The sequence below is a fragment of the Winogradskyella arenosi genome (assembly GCF_003337305.1).
GTDB lineage: Bacteria > Bacteroidota > Bacteroidia > Flavobacteriales > Flavobacteriaceae > Winogradskyella > Winogradskyella arenosi.
Genome location: NZ_QPJO01000003.1, coordinates 104,258 through 118,833 on the forward strand (window position 1 = coordinate 104,258; position 14,576 = coordinate 118,833).

Genomic DNA, 14,576 nt, shown 5'->3' on the forward strand with positions numbered 1-14,576 from the left:
TATGAAAAAAAAGCCAGTAAAAAAACGAACTCATAATTATAAAAAACATGCCGGTAAAGCACCAGGGACACTAGTTTATACTGGGGTTAAAACCGAAAAAAAGCTTAAAATAGAATCTTTTGATTACACCAAGGATTCCTTAGTTGAAAAGGCCCTTACCAATATAGAGGAGGCCCAGACTTTTAAAGACACTTCCTCCGTAACATGGATTAATATTGATGGTCTAAATGCCATTGACGAAATTGAGAATATCGGAAAACAATACAACCTACACCCTTTAGTTTTAGAAGATATTGTAAACACCACCCAACGTCCTAAGATTGATGAGTATGAGGATTACTTATTCATAGTACTTAAAATGTTGTATTACGATCAAGACGAAAAGATTATTATAGAACAAGTAAGCTTTATTTTAGGAAAAAATTACGTCCTCTCCTTTCAAGAAGCCGAAGGCGATGTTTTTGATAATGTAAGAGACCGATTGCGTGCAGGGAATGGGCGTATTCGCGGATTACAATCCGATTACTTACTCTATGCCCTAATTGATGCTGTGGTTGACCATTATTTTAGCATTATTGAAACCTTAGGCAACAAAATTGAAGACTTAGAAACTGATTTATTTGCCGGAAACTCCAGAGAAAATATAAATATTGAAGTACAACAACTAAAACGAGAAATCTTAAAAGTGCGTCGTGCCATTTTCCCACTTCGCGAAATTATTAACAGGGTAGAAAAAGGAGAGCATGAGTTAATTTTTCAACGTACATTAACCTATTATAGAGACATCTACGACCACCTTATTCAAGTTTCAGAAAACATCGATATTTACAGAGAAATGATATGGAGTTTAATGGATATGTATATGACTACCATAAGCAATAAGATGAATGAAGTTATGAAGGTGCTCACCATCATGTCTTCTATTTTTATTCCACTCACCTTTCTTGCAGGTATCTACGGCATGAATTTCACCTACATCCCTGAGCTGCAATACCGCAACGGATATTTCATTCTTTTAGGCGTGATGCTCGTTATTTTTATCGCTTTACTCATTTACTTTAAACGCAAAAAGTGGCTCTAGAAAATTAAGGCTCAGCCTAGAGCATATAAGTCTTTTCTTAATTTTAAAGCAACGTTAAAAAAATCTAAAACAAAGGTTAGTAGTAGCAAACTTTTCTATATTTGGAAAGTAACTAACGCCTCTCCTCATGGACCAAATTAGACGCTGTCTATTATTACTTGTAAGTTTTTCCACAATCTTACACGCTCAACACCCCCAAAAACTAAATTCATCTCAAATTTATGAAGCCGTACAAAAACTTAATGTTTTAGGCTCTGTACTTTATATTGCTGCACATCCGGATGATGAGAATACACGGTTAATTTCATATATGTCTAACCATGAAAAAGCAAGAACCGCCTATTTATCATTAACCCGTGGTGATGGAGGACAAAACCTTATTGGTCCTGAAATAAGAGAACTTTTAGGCGTTATTAGAACTCAAGAATTATTAGCCGCCAGACGTGTAGACGGTGGTGAACAACGTTTTTCTAGAGCTAATGATTTTGGCTACTCTAAACACCCTGAAGAAACCTTAAATATTTGGGATAAAGACGAGGTTTTAGCCGATGTGGTTTGGGCCATTAGAGAATTTAAACCCGATGTTATTATCAATCGTTTCGATCATAGAACACCAGGAACGACACACGGACACCATACTACTTCTGCCATGTTAAGTGTAGAAGCTTTTGATTTGGCCAACGACCCTTCTCAATATGCCTCGCAATTAAAATATACCGAAACTTGGCAACCAAAGCGCTTATTTTACAACACCTCTTGGTGGCGCTACGGAAGTCAGGAAGAATTTGACAAACTAGACAAAAGCAACATGCTTAATTTTGATGTTGGCGTATATTATCCCAACAAAGGCATGTCTAATAACGAAGTCGCTGCTTTAGCTAGCAGCCAACACCTCTGTCAAGGATTTGGCCGCTTGTCGCAACGTGGTAACCAATTAGAATATATTGAATTCTTAAAAGGAAATGCTTTAAACGGCAGTGATAATATTTTTGAAGGCATAGACGTTTCTTGGCAACGTGTTGAAGGCGGGAAAGCCATTGAAAACATTCTAAAACCAATTGAAGAAAACTTTAACTTTAAAAATCCGGCAGCGCATTTACCCAAACTTTTAGAAGCCTATAAATTGGTCCAAAACCTAAAAGATGAGCACTGGAAAACGATAAAAACCAAAGCCTTAAAAACCATCATTGAGGCGTGCACAGGCTTATACCTTGAAGTTTCTGCACAAACGCCACACGCTGCACCTCAAACCAATGTGACTTTAGATATAGAATTGGTTAATCGTAGCACAACCAAAATACAACTACTATCGTACCAACTTTCAACATTAGACCAAGGCATTATAAAGAAAATTAACCTTGGGAACAATCAGAAATTAACTTTAAAGGAAGAAATCAGTATTCCTGAAAATAGTCCATATACCACACCCTATTGGTTGAATGACAAAGCGACTTTAGGCATGTACCACGTGGATGAGCAAACCTTAATTGGCTTACCAGAAACGCCAAGAGCTGCTTTTGTAGATTTTAATCTCCTAATAGAAAACACACCTATCACGTTTAGAAAACCGGTAATTTTCCGTTATTCAAAACCTGATAAAGGCGAACTTTACCGTCCATTTGAAGTGATTCCTAAGGCTTCAGTGAGCATCAGTGACAAGGTGTTTATTTTTGAAAATAATCAGCAAAAAGACATTGAAGTTACCGTAAAAGCAGGCCAGTCTCAACTTAAAGGCTATCTAGAATTAGCACATCCAGACACATGGCAAATCTTTCCGAAGAAACAAAAAGTGCAGATTGCCAATAAAGGCGATGTACAAAAGTTAATCTTTACCGTCATTCCACCAAAACAACAAGATGAAGGCATTATAAGTCCTCAGCTTAATATTAATGGCGAAGTGTTTAATAATGAACTTATAGAAATAGACTACGGGCATATTCCATTTCAAACGGTTCTTATGCCTAGCCGTAGTAAAGTTGTCCGTTTAGACATTGAGAAACTGGGAAATAATATCGGTTATATTGAAGGTGCCGGCGATGTGGTTCCTGAAAGTCTAAGACAAATTGGCTATAACGTTACTTACATTACACCCGAGCAAATCTCTCCAGAAAACCTTGATGATTTTGATGCAATTGTGGTAGGAATTAGAGCCTATAATATTTTAGAAGAACTAAAATTTAAACAGAAATATCTATTTAATTATGTTGAAGAAGGTGGAAACCTCATTTTACAATATAACACCAATAGAGGACTAAAGACCAAACAACTCGCGCCTTATCCTTTAACTTTATCTCGAGATCGTGTTACGGATGAAAATGCAGACATTAGAATTTTAGACCCGAAGCACCCGTTGCTTAATTATCCTAATAAGATTACAGCCGAAGATTTTGAAGGTTGGGTTCAAGAACGCGGTTTGTATTTTCCAAATGCCTGGTCTGAAGCCTTTACACCACTTTTAGCCGCTAATGATAAAGGCGAATCGTCTAAAGAAGGTGCTTTATTGGTCGCACAGTATGGCAAAGGCTATTACATTTACACAGGACTTAGTTTCTTTCGTGAATTCCCAGCAGGAGTTTCGGGAGCCTACCGTCTATTTGCTAATTTACTCTCCGCAGGAAAAGAAACCCCAACCGAACTTAAAAAATAATCTCACAAAAAATCGATAACACCGCTTAAAAAACCTTTGAATGACCCCACAAGAACCACCAAAACAAAAATGGAGCAAGATGTATACTGCTGTGCTTTTAGCTAACATACTATACATTGTTATATTCTACCTTATAACCGTTTCATTTTCTTAAGCTATGGTACAAACATTAGACGCAATTGATTGGACGGTTTTAGTGGCCACACTAGCCATCATTGTTGGTTATGGGACTTGGAGAACTAGAGGTCAGAAAAACGCACAAGATTATATTAAAGGAGGAAATACTTCGCAATGGTGGACTATTGGTTTATCCGTTATGGCCACCCAAGCCAGTGCCATAACATTCCTATCCACCACGGGCCAAGCCTTTTCTGATGGAATGGGATTTGTGCAATTCTATTTTGGACTCCCAATCGCAATGGTTATTATTTGCCTGGTATTTATTCCGCTTTACCATCGCCTTAAAGTGTATACGGCTTATGAATTTTTGGAGAACCGATTCGACTTAAAAACCAGAAGTCTTACTGCCATTCTATTTTTAATTCAACGTGGATTAGCCGCCGGAATTACCATTTTTGCACCCGCCATTATTCTTTCGGTAGTATTAGGTTGGAATATTGTAACCTTAAATATCATTATTGGGGTATTGGTTATTATCTATACCGTATCTGGAGGCACAAAAGCCGTTACTGTGACACAAAAACAGCAGATGTTTGTCATTTTCGCTGGTATGATTGCCGCCTTATTTATCATCATCAATTTAATTCCGGAGGAAGTCTCTTTTAAAGACGCCATTGATATTGCTGGCGCCACTGGTAAAATGCAAGTGCTAGACTTTTCTTTCGACCTTGAAAACAGATATACCGTATGGACAGGCTTAATTGGTGGTACTTTTTTAATGTTGTCTTATTTCGGTACAGACCAAAGTCAGGTGCAACGCTACCTCTCAGGGAAATCCATGAAAGAGATGCAAATGGGACTCCTTTTTAATGGCTTATTTAAAGTCCCGATGCAATTTTTTATACTTCTTGTTGGGGTAATGGTATTTGTATTTTATCAATTTAGCCCTTCACCTTTAAATTTTATTGATAAGTCTACGGAAACTGTTTTAGCATCAACCTACGGTGACGATTATAGAGCGCTTCAAGAAAAGCAAACCGATTTATTTCAGCAAAAACAAGAGATTAGCTTAGCCTACTCTAAACGTAAAGACGACGATCTTAAAACCCAATTATTTCAATTAGATAGTATTGAAAAAACCTACCGTTTAGAATCTAAATTTTTAATTAAAAAAGCGATTGATCCGGAATATACTGCAGCATACAACCAGCTTAATGCCGAAGTGAAAGCTTTAGAAACTCAGCCAGAAAGTTCGGCCTACTTAAGTAAATTAGAAGCGCGGAATGCTTTGTACAAAGAAGCTGCTAAAGACACGCAGACCAATGATAGAGATTATATGTTTATTCGGTTTATTCTGAATAATCTTCCAACCGGACTTATTGGTTTATTACTAGCTGTAATCTTATCTGCAGCGATGTCTTCTACCGCATCAGAAATTAATGCCTTAGCAACTATTACGTCTATTGACCTGTATGGTAGAAATATTAAAAAAGCTAAAGACGATGACCACATGGTAAAAATGACCAAATGGTTTACCTTAGGTTGGGGAATCGTGGCGATTATTATTGCCTGCTTTGCGGACCTTGCTGAAAATTTAATTCAACTTGTTAATATTATTGGTTCTATCTTCTACGGAAATGTATTGGGTATCTTTTTACTCGCTTTTTTCTTTAAACACATTAAAGGAAATGCCGTATTTTTTGGAGCTTTAATTACACAAGCCATAGTCGTTATAGGTTGGTATTGGGACTGGATGCCTTATTTATGGTTGAATTTATTTGGTTGTGTGGTAGTTATAATAGTCGCCCATATCTTGCAATTCACAACGCCTAAAACAAGAACAGAACATGCCTAAAACAATTCAATGGGGGATTATTGGTGCCGGTAAAATTGCATCTAAATTTGCCCGCGATCTCAATGATGTACCAAACGCAAATCTTTATGCGATTGCCTCAAGGTCTCTAGAAAAGGCCTCTAAATTTAAAGACGACTACCATGCGGATACCGCCTATGGGAGTTACGAGGCTTTGGTTGCCGATCCTAAGATTGATGCGGTCTATATTGCCACGCCTCATAGTTTTCATAAAGCCCATTCCATTCTGTGTTTATCACAACAAAAAGCGGTGCTTTGTGAGAAACCCTTTGCTATGAATTTAGAGGAAGTGGAACACATGATCCAAGTTGCACAAGAACATAAGACCTTACTTATGGAAGCGATGTGGACTTTATTCCTACCCCATTTTCAATATGTCTTACAGCTTATTAAAACCGAACACTTTGGACCCCTTGAAAAGGTGGAAGCTGATTTCGGATTTCAACCGGTATTTGACAGGACCTCTCGGGTCTTTGACAAATCTGTTGGCGGTGGTAGTTTATTAGATATTGGTATCTACCCTATTTTTGCGGCCTTAGCCACTTTAGGACGCCCTAAAACCATACAAGCTGAAGCCCAATTTTACGATCTTGGTGCCGATGCTGAATGCCTTATAAATTTTGAGTACCCAAAAGCGAGTGCGACATTAAAAAGTACCTTCCTAGAAAAGACCGCTACCGAAGCCCTTTTCCATTGCGAACGTGGCACCATTAAAATTGAAGGCCGATTTCATCAACCATCTTCTGTTGTTCTCACGGACCACAACGGCCAAACTGAAGTTAAAAACTTTGAGAGCAATACCATTGGCTATAGTTATGAAATTGAACATTTCAATGCCCTTCTAAACGCTGGTAAAACCGAAAGCGACCTTATGACGTTTGATCTGAGCAAACAATTAATTGACACCTTAGACCGGGTAAGACAAGAGATCGGCCTACAGTATTAAAACAAAAAAAAGCGCCACTTTAAAAGTGGCGCTTTTGTATATGATACTATTAAAAAAATCTACAAGCTTATTGAGCTCCCCATTCTTTTAAAGACGCTTCGTTCATTTTTACATAACCGTCATTTCCTGCTGCTTTAGCTTTTTCTAAAGAGGCTTTAGCGGTAGCGATAGCATTCTTCTTATCACCTAAGGCTGCGTATAATAAAGACTGTTTTCTAAGTTGATAAAATTTAGGATCATCGATCATAGACATTGCTTTATCCATCCACACTTTAGCCTGCTTTAAATCTTTACCTTCTACTAAATTATAAACTGCTGCGGCATAGTAATCATTTGCTGTAGGTCCGGCCATAACTTTATCAATAGCCGCCGTAACGATTTGGTCGGTTGGAACCTCAAACTTAACGTTAGCCATAGTGTTCTCCCAGATAAAACCTAATTCGGCAGAATTACTCTTTAAATTATCAAATGTCATGGTAAACGTTTCCACATTCATTGGCAATTCCATAGAAGCCACAGTAACTTTAGCAGCCACTTTAGCATCGTCTAGAACTTTAGGTGCTCCCCAATTATTAGTGTCATTGTAAAAAACAATGTCCCATGATGATTTAGAAGGCACAATAAATAAAGCATAGGCACCTGCTTCTAACTTTTCGCCTTCGACAACAACGGGATCGCTAAACGTAATAATGGTATTTTTATTAGCTCCAGCTCTCCAAACGTCACCGTAAGGAACTAAATCACCAAAAATGGTTCTACCGTTCATACTTGGACGTGAATACTCTAAGGTAACATCGGTTAAACCCACCTTCTGCTCTACCTTAGAAAAAGGACTTGGCTGTGGAGTTTCAATTTGTGCATGGACCGAAAACATTAAAGTTAAGGCCATTGTAAAAAGTACTAATTTCTTCATTTGTATTTACTGTTATGGTTGTTTGAAGGTAAAATTACAACATCAATACATGGTATGTGTTAAGGAATCCTTAAAAAAATAAACCAAGCCACGCGCAAAGTTTTTCATGGAAATGAATCGCTATGTAAAACATTAATCGTAATATTGCAATATAATAATCAATAAGACTTATGGGACTTACAAAATCCGAGATGTTTACCGAAGAACAAAATGAAATTTCAAATATTGCTAAAGTATTTGGGCATCCTGCACGTGTGGCTATTCTGCAACATTTATTTAAAATAGATACTTGTATTTGCGGGGATTTGGTGAATGAAATTGGTTTAGCACAGCCCACAATCTCACAACATTTAAAAGAACTTAAAAAAATTGGACTTATAAAAGGCAACATTACTGGCACCAGTGTGTGCTATTGTATTGATAAAGCAAATTGGACCGCTATGAAAAAGACCTTACATCTTTTCTTAGATCAAGATCTGCAAGACAATGACATCTGTTGCTCTTAACTCTTAATAAAAATTAAAACAATATGAAACTTTCAGAAATTAAATCAAAATTACAAGCCTTAGACAGCATTGCTTTTCAATTACCTAACGGAAGCTTAGTGCCTTCTCATTTTCATGTGACTGAAGTCGGAAAAATACAGAAAGATTTTATTGACTGCGGAGGAACCGTACGTTCTGAGCAAGTGGTTAATTTCCAATTATGGGAAGCCGATGATTACGACCACCGCTTACATCCTGAAAAATTATTAAACATAATTGAGCTTTCTGAAAGCACTTTAAACATTGGAGATTTGGAAATTGAAGTGGAATACCAAGGCGATACGATTGGTAAATACGGTTTAGATTTTGACGGCACAAACTTTTTACTGACTAGTAAGTTAACCGATTGCTTAGCTAAGGATCAATGTGGTGTTCCTGAGCCTAAAAAAACACTTAAATTTTCAGACTTACAAAATGATGCACCATCTTGTGCCCCTGGTTCAGGATGTTGTTAAGCACTAAATCTACAATACAAACCATGTTATATTCAAAAATTACAACGCAAATAGAGGGTTTAGCAGCGCATACTCTTTCCAAAGAACGCCAAGCAACATTACAACCACTTATCGATTTTATTCAGTCTAAAATTGATCAAAAGGCCAATATTAATTTAAATTTTATTTGCACGCACAATTCGCGTCGTAGCCACCTCTCCCAGGTTTGGGCGCAAACTATGGCGGCCTACTATAAAATTGATCGGGTTGCTTGTTATTCCGCAGGAACGGAAGCTACAGCATTATTTCCTGTAGCGGCAAAAACCTTAGAACATACCGGGTTCCATATTCAGACTATAGCAGCGGGAAGCAATCCCGTGTACAGTATAAAATATGGCGAAAATGCATCGCCTATAATCGGTTTTTCTAAAACCATTGAGGCTCCTTTTAACCCGAGTTCTGAGTTTGCAGCCATTATGACTTGCTCTAGTGCAGACCAAGGTTGCCCTGTGCTTTTAGGCGCTGAAAAACGCATTCCGTTAACCTACGAAGACCCAAAAGCCTTTGATCATACTCCGCAACAAATGGAGAAGTATCAAGAGCGCAGTCTTCAGATTGCTACAGAAATGAAATATGTATTTGCTAACCTTAATAATCACTAAACATGAGTGCTATTAAAAAAAAATTAAGCTTTTTAGATAGCTATCTGACCCTATGGATTTTTATCGCCATGATCATTGGTGTAGGCATAGGAAATTTATTTCCTGCTTTTCCTGAATATATAGAGACCTATAGTAGCGGAAGCACCAATATCCCTATTGCTATTGGGTTAATCTTAATGATGTACCCACCCTTAGCCAAGGTTAATTATAGATTGCTCCCTAAGGTTTTTAAAGATGTAAAAATCTTATCCATCTCTTTATTCCTTAATTGGATTGTAGGGCCAATTTTAATGTTTGCCCTGGCCATCATCTTTTTACAAGACCATCCGGAATATATGGTAGGGTTAATCCTTATAGGTTTAGCGCGTTGTATTGCCATGGTTTTAGTGTGGAACGATTTAGCTGAAGGTAGCAGTGAATACGGTGCCGGTCTTGTTGCTTTAAACAGTATTTTTCAAGTTTTCGCCTATAGTTTCTATGCCTATTTGTTTATTACCGTCCTTCCGCCCTATTTTGGTTTTGAAGGCGCTATTGTAGATATTTCTATAGGAACAATTGCTGAAAGTGTTGCCATTTATTTAGGGATCCCATTTCTATTAGGCATCTTATCTCGAGTAATTTTGGTTCGCATAAAAGGAGAAGCTTGGTATACAAATACCTTTATTCCGGCAGTTTCTCCCATGACATTAATCGCTTTACTCTTTACCATTATTGTGATGTTTTCTTTAAAAGGCGAAATGATTGTGGAGATACCGATGGATGTTTTAATCATTGCATTACCTATGCTCATTTATTTTTCGTTAATGTTCTTGATTGGCTTTTTTGTCAGTAAAGCTATGGGCGCCACTTATGATAAAAATGCAGCTATCGCTTTTACAGCTGCCGGTAATAATTTTGAATTGGCAATTGCCGTGGCCATTGCTGTTTTCGGATTAAATTCGGGTCAAGCCTTTACAGGCGTTGTAGGACCGCTTGTAGAAGTGCCAGCCTTAATTCTTTTAGTTCGGGTCTCCTTTTGGTTACGTAAAAAGTATTACCTCCCTAAAAAAGCTTAGGAAACCATACTTCGCAACTAAAGTAACAAAAGTCAAGATGTTAAATTTTGTTTAACTAAAATTAAAAATAGTTAAACATTAATTATCTTTACATGGTAAATAAAGCACCATGGCCAAAAAAAAGCATCTTAAGCAGTCAGATTTAGTCACCTATTATATGGATTATGTGTTAACGCATAACCAAAATCCCAAAACCGTATACGCATTTGCTAAAGCGCATAATTTTGAGGAGCAAAAATTCTACGAGTTCTTTAGTTCGTTTGAATCCTTGGAGGAATCCATCTTCGAAATTTTCTTTAGCAATGCCATACAGGTTTTAGAACAAAGCGAGGAGTATCAAACCTTTGATGCCCGCAACAAACTACTCAGTTTTTACTTCACTTTTTTTGAAATCTTAACGGCTAATAGAAGTTATGTGGTATACGCTTTACATAGCGATAAGCAACATTTAAAAGCAGTAAAAAAACTCCGTCCATTACGTTCGCATTTTAAAGTTTATATCAAATCTTTAGATATTAAGACTTTAGATCTTCAACAAGAACAGATAGAAAAACTCATGGACAAAACCCTAAATGAATCGGCTTGGATTCAATTCTTAATCACCCTTAAGTTTTGGCTCGATGATCAATCGCCTTCTTTTGAAAAAACCGACATTTTTATAGAAAAATCGGTAATGGCGAGTTTCGATATTATTGATACCACTCCGCTAAAAAGTCTTATTGATTTTGGAAAATTCATTTATAAGGAAAAAATTCACAAAAACGGATAAGGATGAAAACATTAGACAGTATCCCGATAACCAAAATCTCAAGAGCCTCTAAGCTTGTGTCTACGGGAGCCAAAGTTGGGGTTAACTATTTAAAATATTACGGTGATAAAATGGTCAGCTCTAAGGAAGCGGCCAAAGAACGTCTTAATCAGAATAATGCCGAAGATATTTACGACAGTTTAAAAGAACTGAAAGGAAGTGCCTTAAAAGTGGCACAGATGTTAAGTATGGAAAAAAGCATACTGCCGCAGGCTTATGTAGAAAAGTTTTCATTATCCCAATTTTCCGTTCCGCCCTTATCACCACCTTTAGTAATCAAAACATTTAAAAAATACTTCGGAAAACACCCCGAAGATTTATTTGATACTTTTAACGCAACTTCAGTAAACGCTGCGAGTATAGGCCAAGTGCATATAGCAGAAAAAAATGGGAAGAAATTTGCTGTGAAAATCCAATATCCTGGAGTTGCTGAAAGTATAGCTTCTGATTTAGCGCTGGTAAAACCTATAGCGATTAAGATGTTTAATATTAAAGGAAAGGATTCTGACAAGTATTTTAAAGAGGTAGAAAATAAACTGACAGAAGAGACCAATTACATTTTAGAAATCGCTCAAAGTAAAGAAGTGGTGGCGGCATGTCAGCACATTCCGAATCTTAAGTTTCCATCCTATTACGAAGCCTATTCCTCCGAGCGTATTATCACTATGGATTATATGGAAGGTGAACATCTTTCAGAATTTGTAGCCCATAATACCGATCAGGAAAAGGCGAACCAATTAGGACAAGCCTTATGGGACTTTTACATGTTTCAGATTCACCATTTAAGAAAGGTCCATGCTGATCCGCATCCCGGAAACTTCTTAATTTCTGAGCAAGCCGAATTAATTGCCTTAGATTTTGGATGTATGAAGGTCATTCCTGAGAGTTTCTATATCCCGTATTTTGAATTAGCAGAAAAAGCATGCATTGAAAATCCGGAGTTATTTACCGCGAAACTCTATGAGTTAGAAATTCTTAAACCTGAAGATTCCGAAGCAGAAACCACGTTTTTTACGGCCATGTTTCACGAATTGCTCAGTTTGTTTACTCGCCCCTTTCATTCTGAAACTTTCGATTTTTCAAATCCTGAGTTTTTTAATCAGATTGCTGAAATGGGACAACGCTACTCTAAAAGCACCGAACTTAAAAACATGAATGGTAATAGAGGATCGAAGCATTTTATTTATATCAATAGAACCTTCTTCGGACTTTACAATTTAATGTTCGACCTTAAAGCAAAGCAAGTTCAAATCAATAATTTTAAAACGTTATAAGTGGCTGAATATTCACAAGAAGACCTAAAGCAATTAGAGCATCTCTTCAAAATTAATCTTATTAATAGTTGTTCTGGCTATAAATCGGCGAACCTCATCGGCACCAAAAGTAGCGATGGCATTTCTAATGTTGCTGTATTTAGTTCGGTGACGCATGTAGGTTCCGATCCGGCATTATTAGGCTTTTTTATGCGTCCCACAACCGTGATGCGAAACACCTATCAGAACATAAAAACCAGTAAACAGTATACGATTAACCCTATTTTTGAAGCGATTATTGAAGACGCCCACCATACGTCGGCTAAATATGATGGAGGGATTTCAGAGTTTGATGTCACCAAACTTGAAGAAGACTATAAAGATCAATTTTTAGCACCATTTGTAAAAAATGCGCCGCTACAACTCGCCATGCAATTTGTTGAGGAATACCCTATAAAAGCCAATAATACCATTTTAATTATAGGGGAAATTAAAAAATTATATGTGCCTGATACCCTGATAGAGCAAGATGGTTTTATTAACTTAGCAAAAGCCAAGGTGGCTGCAATCAATGGTTTAGACGGTTATAGTATTCCAAATTTAAAAACACGCTTAGATTATCAGCGTCCTAAACCTCAATTTAAAAACAGTGACGCTACATGAAAATTCTTATCACAGGAATCACAGGATACATCGCCAAACGACTTGCTTTACAACTGCTAGATCAAAATCACGAATTGGTTTGCTGTGTCCGCGATCTTAATCGAATTCCTGATGCTCTTGAAGAAGCCCCTAACTGTTCTTTTATAAAAGTTGATTTTCTAAAACCTCAAAATTCAGAAATTCCTAATGATATTGACGCCGCCTATTACCTTATTCATTCTATGGCGACCTCTTCCCAAAACTTTGAAAGTTTAGAAGAACAATGTGCCTCTAACTTTAAAGCCTTAGTCGCTAAAACCCAATGCCAACAAGTCCTTTATTTAAGTGGTATTGTAAATGCGGACACCTTATCTAAACATTTAAAATCAAGACTTTTAGTTGAAGACACACTAAAATCTGAGCATTATAGCCTTACGACCTTTAGAGCCGGAATCATTGTAGGCAGTGGAAGTGCATCGTTTGAAATTATAAGAGATATCGTAGAAAAATTACCTTTTATGATCACGCCCAAATGGCTAAACACCAAAACGCAACCGCTTGCTATTAGAGATGTCTTAAGTTTTTTATCTGGTGCCTTAGGGAAAAAAGAATTGTATAATAACGCTTATGATATTTTTGGACCCGAAATTTTAACCTATAAAGAAATGTTACTTCAATTTGCAGAAGTACGCGATTTAAAACGCTATATCCTTACCCTTCCGGTCTTAACCCCTAAACTATCTTCCTACTGGTTGTATTTTGTAACCTCAACCTCTTTTAAGCTAGCCGCCGCTTTAGTCGATAGCATGAAAGTTGAAGTTATTGGAAAACCCAGTGCAATTAACGACATTATTGGCATCACCCCTATCGATTATAAAACAGCGGTAGATTTGGCCTTTCAAAAAACAGAGCAAAATGCAGTAATTTCAAGTTGGAAAGATGCGGTAAGCAGCGGCAGATTTAAAGACCAACTATCAAAGTATATAGAGCTTCCACAATACGGATGCTTTACAGATACCCGACAACGTTCTATAACTAACGAAGCCTTAACCTTAGAGAAAATTTGGAGTATTGGAGGTAAAAATGGCTGGTATAGTTTTAACAAGCTATGGAGAATAAGAGGTTATCTCGATAAACTTTTTGGCGGTGTAGGCTTACGCCGAGGACGAACCCACGATACCGATTTAGAAGCCGGAGATCCCTTAGATTTTTGGCGTGTTTTATTAGCAGATAAAAACGAAAAACGTTTGCTTTTATTTGCTGAAATGCGATTGCCTGGAGAGGCTTGGTTAGAATTTAAAATTGAAAAAAACCAATTGTTTCAACGCGCGGTATTTAGACCCAAAGGCGTTTGGGGCCGTTTGTATTGGTATTCCGTATTACCGTTTCATGCTTTTATATTTAGTGGTATGATCAATGCTTTAGTTAAACCATGAAAACTCGTAAAAAAGTAAATTTCCCCTCCAAAGTCTGCCCCGTCTGTCAGCGGCCTTTTCAATGGCGAAAAAAATGGAAATTAAATTGGGATACCATCATGTATTGCAGTAAAAAATGCCGCAGTCAAAAAAACTAAAGCGATTTAATCTAAGCAGATCGA

At 37.2% G+C, this 14,576-nt stretch carries 14 protein-coding genes; 13 read left to right on the plus strand and 1 reads right to left on the minus strand.

Going from position 1 to position 14,576, the window contains the following annotated elements:
- The first annotated feature begins 1 nt into the window (after position 1).
- From corA to DFQ08_RS09480, 4 genes are all read left to right on the plus strand, one after another.
- Entirely contained in the window at positions 2 to 1,081 is a 1,080-nt protein-coding gene (corA, locus tag DFQ08_RS09465; RefSeq protein WP_114309786.1) for a magnesium/cobalt transporter CorA, read from the plus strand.
- A 127-nt stretch (positions 1,082 to 1,208) separates the two neighbouring features.
- Positions 1,209 to 3,728, plus strand: a complete 2,520-nt coding sequence (locus tag DFQ08_RS09470; RefSeq protein ID WP_114309787.1) for a PIG-L family deacetylase — start codon at positions 1,209 to 1,211, stop codon at positions 3,726 to 3,728.
- A 157-nt stretch (positions 3,729 to 3,885) separates the two neighbouring features.
- Positions 3,886 to 5,703, plus strand: a complete 1,818-nt coding sequence (locus tag DFQ08_RS09475; protein ID WP_114309788.1) for a sodium:solute symporter — start codon at positions 3,886 to 3,888, stop codon at positions 5,701 to 5,703.
- Entirely contained in the window at positions 5,696 to 6,667 is a 972-nt protein-coding gene (locus tag DFQ08_RS09480; RefSeq protein ID WP_114309789.1) for a Gfo/Idh/MocA family protein, read from the plus strand. The genes DFQ08_RS09475 and DFQ08_RS09480 overlap by 8 nt, the downstream gene beginning before the upstream one ends.
- Before the next feature lie 67 nt (positions 6,668 to 6,734).
- On the opposite strand, the gene DFQ08_RS09485 is transcribed toward DFQ08_RS09480, so the two are convergent.
- Entirely contained in the window at positions 6,735 to 7,580 is an 846-nt protein-coding gene (locus tag DFQ08_RS09485; RefSeq protein ID WP_114309790.1) for a DUF2911 domain-containing protein, read from the minus strand.
- A gap of 170 nt (positions 7,581 to 7,750) precedes the next feature.
- On the opposite strand from DFQ08_RS09485, the gene DFQ08_RS09490 reads away from it, so the two are divergent.
- From DFQ08_RS09490 to DFQ08_RS09530, 9 genes are all read left to right on the plus strand, one after another.
- Positions 7,751 to 8,086 carry an ArsR/SmtB family transcription factor gene (locus DFQ08_RS09490; protein WP_114309791.1) on the plus strand — a complete coding sequence of 112 codons (336 nt, stop codon included), beginning with the start codon at positions 7,751 to 7,753 and terminating at the stop codon, positions 8,084 to 8,086.
- Positions 8,087 to 8,109: 23 nt separating this feature from the next.
- Entirely contained in the window at positions 8,110 to 8,580 is a 471-nt protein-coding gene (locus DFQ08_RS09495) for a DUF6428 family protein (protein ID WP_114309792.1), read from the plus strand.
- 23 nt (positions 8,581 to 8,603) lie between these two features.
- The gene (locus DFQ08_RS09500; RefSeq protein WP_114310174.1) at positions 8,604 to 9,221 is read left to right on the plus strand and encodes an arsenate-mycothiol transferase ArsC; all 618 of its coding nucleotides are present in this window, start codon (positions 8,604 to 8,606) and stop codon (positions 9,219 to 9,221) included.
- Positions 9,222 to 9,223: 2 nt separating this feature from the next.
- Complete coding sequence (arsB, locus tag DFQ08_RS09505) at positions 9,224 to 10,276, plus strand: ACR3 family arsenite efflux transporter (protein WP_114309793.1); 1,053 nt, start codon at positions 9,224 to 9,226, stop codon at positions 10,274 to 10,276.
- A 109-nt stretch (positions 10,277 to 10,385) separates the two neighbouring features.
- Positions 10,386 to 11,045: a TetR family transcriptional regulator C-terminal domain-containing protein gene (locus DFQ08_RS09510; RefSeq protein ID WP_114309794.1), complete on the plus strand. Its 660-nt coding sequence runs from the start codon at positions 10,386 to 10,388 to the stop codon at positions 11,043 to 11,045.
- Positions 11,046 to 11,047: 2 nt separating this feature from the next.
- The gene (locus tag DFQ08_RS09515) at positions 11,048 to 12,358 is read left to right on the plus strand and encodes an ABC1 kinase family protein (protein ID WP_114309795.1); all 1,311 of its coding nucleotides are present in this window, start codon (positions 11,048 to 11,050) and stop codon (positions 12,356 to 12,358) included.
- Complete coding sequence (locus DFQ08_RS09520) at positions 12,359 to 13,000, plus strand: flavin reductase family protein (protein ID WP_114309796.1); 642 nt, start codon at positions 12,359 to 12,361, stop codon at positions 12,998 to 13,000. It abuts the gene before it with no gap.
- Positions 12,997 to 14,415, plus strand: coding sequence for an SDR family oxidoreductase (locus tag DFQ08_RS09525; protein WP_114309797.1), 1,419 nt, complete (start codon positions 12,997 to 12,999; stop codon positions 14,413 to 14,415). The genes DFQ08_RS09520 and DFQ08_RS09525 overlap by 4 nt, the downstream gene beginning before the upstream one ends.
- Complete coding sequence (locus DFQ08_RS09530) at positions 14,412 to 14,552, plus strand: DUF2256 domain-containing protein (protein WP_114309798.1); 141 nt, start codon at positions 14,412 to 14,414, stop codon at positions 14,550 to 14,552. The genes DFQ08_RS09525 and DFQ08_RS09530 overlap by 4 nt, the downstream gene beginning before the upstream one ends.
- Positions 14,553 to 14,576: the final 24 nt, after the last annotated feature.